Raw genomic sequence first — 10,360 nt, 5'->3', positions numbered from 1 at the left:
CAAGCCATTCAACCGCACCCATTCCGCTCTCGCGCCGGGCACTTTTACTACGTTACCCGGTGGTTTCCGCCGTGTCAAACCGGTGTTTCGCGGTTTGCCATGCTTCCGCCCCTTTTCCGGGCACCCCGATTCATCCGACTTCCGTCGGGTGTTTCGGAGATTTCAGCAGGACGGCCGCTGCGGTTTCCCGCTCACTCGTCCGCGTCCCTGCCGGTCGATCACCTTACCCGGTCGGTTCCGCCCCGCCAAATCCGCCCTGCGGCGAATCTGGGGCCCCGCCCGGCCGGGTCCCGATGGCCGTCAGCCATCCGCACCCGGCGGTCGATCGCTGCCACCCGGTCGGCTGCGTGACCCCTGGTCACACCGCCCGGTCCAGGCCCACGCCGGTGAACGACCCGGTGGAGACCCGATGGCACTTCCCGCGCTCCGGCCTTTCGGCTTTCGCCTGTTTCGTCCGTTCCGCGCTGGCAGAAAGAAAGTTACGCGCCCGGCGGATTGATCGTCAAATCCGCCGGGCGCGTCCCGCGTCACACCGTCGACCGGTGGCTATCGGCGCAGCTCGACGCCCGCGAAACTGCGCTTGCCGCGACGCAGCACCAGGTAACGCCCGTGCAGCAGGTCGGCCTCCGACACGGTGGCGTCGACCGCGGCGATACGCGTGTTGTTGACGTACGCGCCGCCCTCGGCGATCACCCGGCGGGCCTCCTTCATGCTCGGCACCAGCCCGGACTCCTTGAGCAGGCCGGCGACGTCCGGCAGCTCGGCGAGGTGCACCAGCCCCGCCTCCGTCAGCGCCGCACGCAGCGTCTCCGGGGTCAGCTCGTCGAGCGAACCCCGGCCGAACAGGGCCTGGCTCGCGGCCACCGCCTGAGCCATCTCCCGCTCGCCGTGCACCAGTGCGGTCAACTCCTCGGCGAGGGCCCGCTGGGCCAGCCGGGCCTGCGGCCGCTCCGCCGTCGCCTTCTCCAGCTCCTCCAGCTCCTCCCGGGAGCGGAAGCTGAAGTAGCGCAGGTAGCGGGTCACGTCCCGGTCGTCGGCGTTGACCCAGAACTGGTAGAAGGCGTACGGGCTGGTCATCTCCGGGTCGAGCCAGACCGCGCCGCCCTCGGTCTTGCCGAACTTGGTGCCGTCGGCCTTGGTCACCAGCGGCGTCACGAATGCCTGCACCGGCCCGGCCCCCCGGCGGCGCACGTAGTCGACGCCGGCGGTGATGTTGCCCCACTGGTCGGAGCCGCCGTACTGGAGCTGGCAGCCGTGCCGGCGGTGCAGCTCGAAGAAGTCGTTGGCCTGCAACAGCTGGTAGCTGAACTCGGTGAAGCTGATGCCGGTGTCCAGTCGGGCCTTGACCACCTCGCGGGCCAGCATCTTGTTCACCGGGAAGTGCTTGCCGACGTCCCGGAGGAACTCCACCACCGACATCGCGCCGGTCCAGTCCAGGTTGTTCACCATTTGCGCGGCGTTCGCGCCGGTGTAGGAGACGAACGGGGAGAGCTGCTCCCGGATCCGCTGCACCCAGCCGGCGACCACCTCCGGCGGGTTGAGGGTGCGCTCGGCGCTCTCCTTCGGGTCGCCGATCTGACCGGTCGCCCCGCCGACCAGCAGCAGCGGGCGGTGCCCGGCGAGCTGCAGCCGGCGGGCCGTGGTGACCTGCATGAGGTGGCCGACGTGCAGGCTCGGGGCGGTCGGATCGAAGCCCACATAGAAGGTGGCGCTCCCGCCGTCGAGCAGCTCGCGCAGCTCGTCGAGGCCGGTCGAGTCCTGGATCAGGCCCCGCCACCGCAGGTCTTCGGTCAGGGAGTCCCGCCCGTGCGGGAGGTTGCTCTCGGTCACGGTCACCGATTCTCCCCCATGCCCGGGGCCGGACCGTAGCGGGTTTGCCCGACCGGGGGCGGGACTAGGCTGGCGGTCCACCGTAATGGAGGAGGCGCCGTGGTGGAGATGCCGGACGTGACCGGGGGCTTCGTGGCCCTGCTCGGGCTGAAGTTCGACGAGGTCAGCGCGGACCGGGTGGTGATCCGTTGGCAGGTCCGGCCGGAGCTGCACCAGCCGTACGGGATCCAGCACGGCGGGGTCTACTGCTCGGTGGTGGAGACGGCGGCCAGCATCGGCGGCGCCCTGTGGCTGGGCGACCAGGGCAAGGTGGTGGGGGTCTCCAACCAGACCGACTTCCTGCGCGCGGTCCGCGACGGCGAGCTCACGGCGGTGGGCACGCCGATCCACCGGGGTCGCAGCCAGCAGCTCTGGCTCGTGGAGATCACCGACGAGGGCGGCCGGCTGGTGTCGCGCGGACAGGTACGGCTGCAGAACCTCACCGGCGCCTGACCGGGTACGGCGGCCTGCTCGATTCGCCCCAAAAGACCGCTCTGACGCGGTTATCGTCGCGGCGATGAGACCGCCCGCCGCCGGCCCGACGTGAGGAAGCTCTTCGCCGCCACGCTCGGTGTCCTCTCCGCCATCGGCGGCTTCGTGGACATCGGCGATCTGGTGGCGGCGAGCCAGGCCGGCGCGCGCTTCGGCCTGGCCCACGCCTGGGTGCTGCTGGTCGGGGTGCTGGGCATCTGCGCGTACGCCGAAATGGCCGGCCGGATCGCGGCGGTGAGCGGCCGGGCGGTGTTCGACCTGGTCCGGGAGCGGCTCGGGCCGCGGGTGGCGCTGCTCAACCTGGTGGCGTCCTGGCTGGTCACGGTGATCACCCTGGCGGCCGAGCTGGGCGGGGTGGCGCTCGCGCTGCAACTGGCCAGCGGATGGAGCTACCTGCTCTGGGTGCCGTTGGCCGGGGTGGCGGTCTGGCTGGTGCTCTGGCGGATGCGTTTCGAGCTGATGGAGCGGGTGTTCGGGCTGGCCGGGCTGGCGCTGCTGGTCTTCGCCGTCGCGCTGTTCGCGCTGCCGACCGACTGGGCGCGGCTCGGGCACCAGGCGGTCCAGATCAGCTCCGCCGGGCAGGGCTGGTCGGTGTACTGGTTCGTGGCGGTGGCGCTCTTCGCCTCCACGGTCAGCCCGTACGAGGTGTTCTTCTTCTCCTCGGGCGGGGTGGAGGAACGGTGGAGCGCCGCGGACCTGGCACGCGCCCGCTCCAACGTGCTCATCGGCTTCCCGGTGGGCGGATTCCTGGCGCTGTCCCTGATCGCGGTCGCCGCGGTGGCGTACCACCCGTCGGGGTCGTCGCTGGACAGCCTGGACCAGGTGGCCCGGCCGGTGGTGACCGCGTTCGGCGGCGCCGGGCTGGCGGTGGCGGTGCTGGCGTTCTTCGCGGTGACCTTCGGGGCCGCGCTGGAGACCGGGCTGTCCGCGGCGTACGCGGCGGCGCAGTACTTCGGCTGGCAGTGGGGCAAGCGGGTCAGCCCGCGGGAGGCGGCCCGCTTCCACAGCGTGCTCCTGGTCAGCGTGCTGCTCGGGGTGATCCTGCTGATGACCACGGTCGACCCGGTCCGGCTCACCGAGTACATGCTGGTGCTCAGCGCGGTGGTGCTGCCGCTGACCTACCTGCCGATCCTGGTGGTCGCCAACGACCGTGGATACCTGGGCGACCGGGTCAACGGATGGTGGACCAACCTGCTCGGGGCGCTCTTCCTGCTGCTCATCGTCGCCGCGTCGGTGGCGGCGATCCCGTTGGCGATCATCACGAGGATGGGACAGTGAGGGTTCAACTGGCCAAGCAACTGCTCGACCGGCAGATCGTGGACGTCGACGGCCGGCTGGTCGGCCGGGTCGACGACCTCGGCTTCGCGGTCGACGCCGAGGGCGTGCCGTACGTGGACTGCCTGCTCAGCGGGCACGCGGCGCTCGGGCGGCGGGTCGGCGGGCGGATCGGGCGGATCCTGGTCGCGGTGGCCGACCGGCTCACCGACCAGCCGCCGGTGCCGCCCCGGCGGATCCCGCTCGCGGTGGTCGACCGGGTGGGCAGCGCGGTCCGGTTGCGCTGCCGGGCGGCCGACCTGCCGCCCTCACCGGTCGAGTCGTGGCTGCGGCAGCATCTCGTCGACCGGATCCCGGGGTCGGCCCGTGCGAGCGGGTGAGCTGCTCGGCCGGACCGCGTACGACCTGCGGGGCCGGCGGCTCGGTCGGGTGGTCGACGTGGTGGTCCGGGGCGGGTGGCCGCCGCAGCGGCTGCGGATCACCGACGTGATCGTGGCCGGGCACTGGTGGACCCGGGTCAGCGGACGGCTCATCGGGCCGGAGCTGCACCCGTCCGGGCCGTGGCTGCTGCGCGCGCTGGCCCGGGTGCTGGGCCGCAGCACCCGGCAGGTGTCCGCCGACACGGTGCAGCTCCGGCCGCCGGTGCCCGGCTTCCCGTTCGGCCCGCCGGCCGGGCGGGACCGCTGAGCCGTCCCGGCCGAGGGCTCGACGGCTGGCCGGCGGGCTCGACGGCCGAGCCGCTCCCGGGCAGGGCGGTACGCGCACCCGGCCGGGCGGGGTCAGCCGCGCGCCTCGTCGAGGACCGGCGGCGCGCTCTCCCCGGCCTCGTCGGGGTGCGGCTGGTCGGCGCTGCGGCGCACCCGCACCTCGGTGATCGCGTGATGCTCCACCCCGCCGACGGCCAGCTCCCAGCCGTCGACGGTGACGCGCTCCCCCGCCACGGTCGGGATGTGCCCGAGGCAGCTGAGCACCAGCCCGGCGATGGTGGTGTAGTCGCCGGCCGGCCGGTCGGGCAGCTCGACACCGAGCTCGGTGAGGTCGTGCACGGGAAAGGTGCCGGGCAGCACGAGGCTGCCGTCGTCCGCGGTGCGGACCGAGCCGAGATCCCGGTCGGTCTCGTCGTAGATCTCCCCGACGATCTCCTCGAGGATGTCCTCCAGGGTGACGATGCCGTCGACCGCCCCGCGCTCGTCCACCACCAGGGCGATGTGCTGGCGTTCCGCCTTGAACTGGCGCAGCGCGTCGACCACCGGCAGCGAGTCGGGCAGCAGCATCGGCGGGCGGGCGATCTCGTCGACCGGACGGTCGTCCGGGACACCGACCAGGTCGCGCAGGTGGATCACACCGACCGCGTCGTCCAGGCCGCCGTGCCGGACCACCGGCGCCCGGGAGTGGCCGGTGGCCCCGAGGACCAGCCGGGCGGCCTCCGCGGTCGTCCCGCTGTCGAGGGTGAAGACCTGCAGTCGGGGTACGAGCACCGCGCGCAGCTGCCGGTCGGCGATCTCCACGGCGCCGGCGATGATGGTGCGCTGCTCCTTGGTGAAGCCGTGGTTGCCGGCCACGATCTCGCGCAGCTCGTCCGGGCCGATCTCGTCCGGTTGGTGCGTCGGGTTGAGCCCGACCAGGCGGACCACCAGGTCGCTGGTGGCACCGAGGGCCCAGACGGCCGGCCGGGTGAGACTGGCCAGCAGGTCGAGCGGGCGGGCCACGAGCAGCGCCCACCGCTCGGCGGACTGCATGGCGATGCGTTTCGGGGCCAGCTCGCCGAAGACCAGGGTGACGAAGGTCAGCACGAGGGTGACCGCGACGACGGCGACCGTCTCGGCGGCGTCGCCGAACCGGCCGAGCAGCGGGACCAGCGGCTTGGCCAGGGAGACCGCCGCGGCGGCGGAGGCCAGGAAGCCGGCCAGGGTGATGCCGATCTGGATGGTGGCGAGGAAGCGGTTCGGGTCCTTGGCCAGCCGGGCCAGGGTACGGCCGGCCCGGCCGCTGCGTTCCAGCCGCTGGAGCTGGCTGTCGCGGAGCGAGACCAGGGCCATCTCGCTACCGGCGAAGGCCGCGTTCACGATCACCAGAAATCCGACCAGGGCCAGTTGGCTCCAGTAGCTCTGCACGCCCGGTTCTCTCCCTCGACGGACCCGGGCCGGCCGTCGTGGCCGCCCCGCCGCCGCCCGGGGCCGGGCGGCGTCGGCCCCTCTGTGCCCCGTCGGCGGCGGGCTGAACCCTGCCCGGCGCCGACGTCGAGGAGCGGCCGCGGCCCGGCCCGGTACGGCGCGCCACGCTCCTCGCTACCGGGCCGGCAGGTCGAGGACGTACGCGTCGCCCTCGGGGCGGAAGCCGAGCCGGTGGTAGTAGGGGGCGACCATGCCGGGCGGGCTGACCACCCGGCGGAAGCCGCGGTCGGTGAACAGCCGGCTGCGCCGGTAGACGAACTCGCCCGGGGTGAGGTCACGGAACGGCGGGGTGACGTAGTCCAGGTCGATCTGGGCGACCCCGCCGCCCTCGGCGTGCGACACCACCACGCCGACCACCTCGTCGGCGCGGACCACCAGGAAGGCCGACCGGCCGGCGGCCGGCTCCCAGCGGAAGTCGGGGTTGAACCGGGCGATGTCGGCGGCGTGCACCCGCAGGGTGTGGGCCAGGAACGCGTCGTCGGTGCCCACCTCGACCACCTGGTAGGTCTGCTCGTCGTGCCGGGTGGCGAGCATGGTCCGCAGGTACCAGACGTTGATCACGGCGAGCACCACGTTCAACCCGACCATGGGCCACACGTGCACGGCCGCGTTGTAGCCGATCAGGATGAGGCAGCCGAGCAGGTTGAGCGCGCGCAGCCGCAGGATGCGCGTCTGCAGCAGCGACCAGACCAGCAGCGCGGAGCCGGCCCAGCCGACGAGTTCCAGCCAGTTCACCCGGGCGAGACTAGTCGCCGCGCTGGTCAGCCGCCTCGGCGGGCAACTCCAGCAGATACTCCTCGGTCTCGGCGTGGCGGGCCTCGGCGTACCCGGAGTCCTCGCCGACCACCACGAAGCCGCACTTGCGCAGCACGGCGAGGGAGGCGGCGTTGTCCTTCGCGGCCCGGGCGTACACCGGCCGCTGCGGCAGCTCGCGCAGCAGCGCGGCGAGCGCCTCCGTGGCGTGGCCGCGGCCCCAGCGGGCCGAGTCGATCCAGTAGCTGACCTCGGTGCGCTCGCCCACCGGGAAGGCCGCGACGCGCCCGACCACCTCGCCGTCGACCGTCACGGTCCGGTTGACGATGCGCTCGTCGGCGCGGATGCGGGCCCAGTGGGCGTCGAAGGCGGCCCGGTCGGAGGGGTCCTTCGCGACGAACGCGGCCATCCAGGCGGCCTGCGGGTCCTGCTCGTGGGCGAAGAACGCGGACAGGTCGTCGTCGTGGACCGGGCGGAGTCGCACCTCGTTGCTCATCGCCGCAGGGTACGTCGACCCACCGACGTTTTCGGGACCTCCGGCCCGGCCGCCGTCCCGTCCGGCCCTGCCGCGCTGGCCCGGCGCGTCGGTACGAAGGAAGGGGACAACGGGTCCCGCGAGGCGCCGACTGGAGGCCGGACCATGCCGAAGTATGTCTACGACTTCATCGAAGGTGACCGGAGCCGGGCCGACCTGCTGGGCGGCAAGGGCGCGAACCTGGCCGAGATGACCCGGCTGGGGCTGCCCGTCCCGCCCGGCTTCACCATCAGCACCGACGCCTGCCGGGCGTTCCTGGCCACCGGCTCCCCGCCGGACGGGCTCTTCCGCGAGGTGCACTCCCACCTGCGCGAGGTCGAGGCCCGGCTGGACCGGCGGCTCGGCGACCCGCACGAGCCGCTGCTGCTGGCGGTCCGCTCGGGCGGCCGGTACTCGATGCCGGGGATGATGGAGACGATCCTCGACATCGGGCTCAACGACACCACCGTCGGCGGGCTGGCCGCCCGCAGCGGCGACGAGCGGTTCGCCTGGGACTCGTACCGGCGGTTGATCCAGATGTTCGGCCGCACGGTGCACGGCATCCCGGGCGAGGAGTTCGAGCACGAGCTGGAGGCGGTGCGGGCCACGGCCGGACCCGGCGGACCGGACGCCGGGCAGCTGCGCGACCTGGTCGACACCTACAAGAAGATCTTCGCCCGGCACACCGGGCAGGACTTCCCGCAGGCCCCGCACGAGCAGCTCTTCCTGGCCATCCGCGCGGTGTTCGAGTCGTGGCACGCCGAGCGCGCCCGGATCTACCGGCGGCAGGAGCACATCCCGGACGACCTGGGCACCGCGGTCAACGTGATGGCGATGGTCTTCGGCAACCTCGGCCCGGACTCGGGCACCGGGGTGGCGTTCACCCGCGACCCGGCCACCGGCGCCCCCGGGGTGTACGGCGACTACTTGACGGACGCGCAGGGCGAGGACGTGGTGGCCGGCATCCGCAACACCATCCCGCTGCCGGAGCTGGCCCGGATCGACCCGGTCAGCTTCCGCCGGCTGCGGGAGATCATGGCGACGCTGGAGCGGCACTACCGGGACCTGTGCGACGTCGAGTTCACCATCGAGCGCGGCCGGCTGTGGATGTTGCAGACCCGGGTCGGCAAGCGGACCGCCGCGGCCGCGTTCGTGATCGCCGCGCAGCTGGTCGACGAGGGCCTGATCACGGCCGACGAGGCGCTCACCCGGGTGACCGGGGCGCAGCTGGCCCAGCTCATGTTCCCCGCGTTCGACCTCAGCGGCGCCCCCGAGCCGCTCGCCGTCGGCGTGGGCGCCTCCCCCGGCGCCGCCGTCGGCCGGGTGGTCTTCGACTCGGCCGCCGCCGTGGCCGCCGCCGAACCGGTGATCCTGGTCCGCCAGGAGACCAACCCGGACGACCTGCCCGGCATGATCGCCGCGACCGGGGTACTCACCGCCCGCGGCGGGAAGACCTCGCACGCCGCCGTGGTGGCCCGCGGCATGGGTCGCACCTGCGTGTGCGGGGCCGAGGCGGTCACGATCGACCCGGAGCGCGGCGAGCTGACCGTCGGGGACCGGGTGGTCCGCGCCGGCGAGCTGCTCTCCATCGACGGCACCAGCGGCCGGATCTGGCTCGGCGAGGTGCCGGTGCAGGCCTCCCCCGTCGCCCGCTACCTGGCCGGCGAGCTGAACCCGCAGGCCGACCCGCTGGTCGCCGCCGTGCACCGGCTGCTCGGGCACGCCGACGCGGTCCGCGAGCTGGGGGTCCGGGCCAACGCGGACACCCCGGCCGACGCCCGCCGGGCCCGCGACCTCGGCGCCGCCGGCATCGGCCTGTGCCGCACCGAGCACATGTTCCTCGGCGAACGCCGGGAGCTGGTGGAGCGGCTGATCCTGGCCGACGGGCCGGCCGAACGCGAGGCGGCGCTCGCCGCGCTGCTGCCGTTGCAGCGGACCGACTTCGTGGGCCTGCTCGCCGCCATGGACGGGCTGCCGGTGACCATCCGGCTGCTCGACCCGCCGCTGCACGAGTTCCTGCCCCCGCTGGTCGAGCTGACCGACCGGGTGGCCCGCGCCGAGGCGCGCGGCCAGGACCCGGGGCGGGACGCGAGGCTGCTCGCCGCGGTGCGCCGGATGCACGAGACCAACCCGATGCTGGGGCTGCGCGGGGTCCGGCTGGGCCTGGTCGTGCCGGGGCTGTTCGCCATGCAGGTGCGGGCGGTGGCCGAGGCGGCCGCCGAGCGGATCCGGGCCGGCGGCGACCCACGGCCGGAGATCATGGTGCCGCTCGTCGGGGACGTGCGGGAGCTCGCCGCGGTCCGGGCCGAGGCGCAGTCGGTGCTGGCCGGCATCGACGGGGTGCCGGAGATCCCGATCGGCACCATGATCGAGGTGCCGCGGGCCGCGCTGACCGCCGGGGAGATCGCCGCCGAGGCGCGGTTCTTCTCCTTCGGCACCAACGACCTGACCCAGACCACCTGGGCGTTCTCCCGCGACGACGTGGAGGGCTCGTTCTTCGGGGCGTACCTGGAGCGGGGGATCTTCCCGGCGTCGCCGTTCGAGAGCATCGACACCGCCGGCGTCGGGCGGCTGATCCGGCTGGCCGTCGCCGAGGGCCGGGCGACCCGACCCGACCTGACCGTCGGGGTGTGCGGGGAGCACGGCGGCGACCCCGACTCGGTGGCGTTCTTCGCCCAGGCCGGGCTGGACTACGTGTCCTGCTCGCCGTACCGGGTGCCGATCGCCCGGCTGGCCGCCGGCCGGGCGGCCGTCGAGGCGACCACCGGCACGTCCGACTCCCGATAGGAGGCAGCACGATGACCGCCATCTTCAACCCCACCGGGCTGGCCCAGGCGCCCCCGCTCCCCCGGCCCGCGCCGACGCCCGCCCCGGCGCCCGCGCCGGCGCCGGTGTCGGCCGCCGGGCCGGTCGGCCCCGTGCTGGAGCTGCCCGGCCCGTCCGCCACCGCGCTGGTGCCGGTGACCCAGGCGGGCCGGCCGGTCGGCGCGTTCGTCCTGTCCCGGGGGCGGGTCCGGTACCGGCCGGTGGTCGACCCGGACCAGCTCGTCGCCGCCGCCGTCGGGGCGTTCGCGGTCGCCGCCCTCACCACCGCCGTGGCGGTGGTGGCCCGCCGCCGGCCACCGGCCATCGGCGCGGTGACCATGGGGCCGGGCGGCTGGGTCAGCCTGCGCGGCGCCCGGGTGCCGGCGCTGCGGCCGGACCGGCGGCCCTGGTGGGCCCGGCTGCTGCGGGCCCGCCGGTTGGTCGTCGACCGTTGACCGGCGGTGCCGTGGACGGTCGC

The 10,360-nt window shown here is 74.0% G+C and carries 10 protein-coding genes; 6 read left to right on the top strand and 4 right to left on the bottom strand.

Going from position 1 to position 10,360, the window contains the following annotated elements; all coding sequences use genetic code 11:
• Positions 1 to 546: 546 nt before the first annotated feature.
• Entirely contained in the window at positions 547 to 1,836 is a 1,290-nt protein-coding gene (tyrS, locus tag LQ51_RS11130; protein WP_046564807.1) for a tyrosine--tRNA ligase, read from the bottom strand.
• 102 nt (positions 1,837 to 1,938) lie between these two features.
• Here tyrS and LQ51_RS11125 point away from each other — a divergent pair, with 102 nt between their 5' ends.
• The 4 genes from LQ51_RS11125 to LQ51_RS11110 all read left to right on the top strand — a co-directional run bounded on the left by LQ51_RS11125 (position 1,939) and on the right by LQ51_RS11110 (position 4,323).
• Entirely contained in the window at positions 1,939 to 2,322 is a 384-nt protein-coding gene (locus LQ51_RS11125; RefSeq protein ID WP_369799837.1) for a PaaI family thioesterase, read from the top strand.
• A 90-nt stretch (positions 2,323 to 2,412) separates the two neighbouring features.
• Entirely contained in the window at positions 2,413 to 3,639 is a 1,227-nt protein-coding gene (locus LQ51_RS11120) for an NRAMP family divalent metal transporter (RefSeq protein WP_046564805.1), read from the top strand.
• Positions 3,636 to 4,016: a hypothetical protein gene (locus LQ51_RS11115; protein ID WP_046564804.1), complete on the top strand. Its 381-nt coding sequence runs from the start codon at positions 3,636 to 3,638 to the stop codon at positions 4,014 to 4,016. The genes LQ51_RS11120 and LQ51_RS11115 overlap by 4 nt, the downstream gene beginning before the upstream one ends.
• Positions 4,003 to 4,323 (top strand): hypothetical protein, encoded by a 321-nt coding sequence (locus tag LQ51_RS11110; protein WP_046564802.1) that lies wholly within the window; start codon positions 4,003 to 4,005, stop codon positions 4,321 to 4,323. Before LQ51_RS11115 ends, LQ51_RS11110 begins: the two co-directional genes overlap by 14 nt.
• Before the next feature lie 92 nt (positions 4,324 to 4,415).
• Here LQ51_RS11110 and LQ51_RS11105 read toward each other — a convergent pair whose 3' ends face one another.
• The 3 genes from LQ51_RS11105 to LQ51_RS11095 all read right to left on the bottom strand — a co-directional run bounded on the left by LQ51_RS11105 (position 4,416) and on the right by LQ51_RS11095 (position 7,059).
• Positions 4,416 to 5,750: a hemolysin family protein gene (locus LQ51_RS11105; RefSeq protein ID WP_046564800.1), complete on the bottom strand. Its 1,335-nt coding sequence runs from the start codon at positions 5,748 to 5,750 to the stop codon at positions 4,416 to 4,418.
• A gap of 174 nt (positions 5,751 to 5,924) precedes the next feature.
• Positions 5,925 to 6,545 (bottom strand): hypothetical protein, encoded by a 621-nt coding sequence (locus LQ51_RS11100; protein WP_046564798.1) that lies wholly within the window; start codon positions 6,543 to 6,545, stop codon positions 5,925 to 5,927.
• A 10-nt stretch (positions 6,546 to 6,555) separates the two neighbouring features.
• Positions 6,556 to 7,059, bottom strand: a complete 504-nt coding sequence (locus tag LQ51_RS11095) for a GNAT family N-acetyltransferase (protein WP_046564796.1) — start codon at positions 7,057 to 7,059, stop codon at positions 6,556 to 6,558.
• Positions 7,060 to 7,203: 144 nt separating this feature from the next.
• On the opposite strand from LQ51_RS11095, the gene ppdK reads away from it, so the two are divergent.
• Positions 7,204 to 9,864 carry a pyruvate, phosphate dikinase gene (gene ppdK, locus LQ51_RS11090; RefSeq protein ID WP_046564794.1) on the top strand — a complete coding sequence of 887 codons (2,661 nt, stop codon included), beginning with the start codon at positions 7,204 to 7,206 and terminating at the stop codon, positions 9,862 to 9,864.
• An 11-nt stretch (positions 9,865 to 9,875) separates the two neighbouring features.
• On the top strand, positions 9,876 to 10,337 hold the full coding sequence (locus tag LQ51_RS11085; protein ID WP_046564792.1) for a hypothetical protein: 462 nt from the start codon (positions 9,876 to 9,878) through the stop codon (positions 10,335 to 10,337).
• The last annotated feature ends 23 nt before the right edge of the window (positions 10,338 to 10,360 follow it).

It is taken from the genome of Micromonospora sp. HK10 (assembly GCF_000982955.1).
Taxonomy (GTDB): domain Bacteria; phylum Actinomycetota; class Actinomycetes; order Mycobacteriales; family Micromonosporaceae; genus Micromonospora.
Note: the sequence above shows the minus strand (reverse complement) of the source record. Positions and strands in the feature narration are given on the sequence as shown.

Bases quoted from the DNA above. Each gene is read 5' to 3' on its own strand.
- LQ51_RS11125 (WP_369799837.1), top strand. From the start codon at position 1,939: ATGCCGGACGTGACCGGGGGCTTCGTGGCCCTGCTCGGGCTGAAGTTC.
- LQ51_RS11095 (WP_046564796.1), bottom strand. From the start codon at position 7,059: ATGAGCAACGAGGTGCGACTCCGCCCGGTCCACGACGACGACCTGTCC.
- ppdK (WP_046564794.1), top strand. From the start codon at position 7,204: ATGCCGAAGTATGTCTACGACTTCATCGAAGGTGACCGGAGCCGGGCC.
- LQ51_RS11085 (WP_046564792.1), top strand. From the start codon at position 9,876: ATGACCGCCATCTTCAACCCCACCGGGCTGGCCCAGGCGCCCCCGCTC.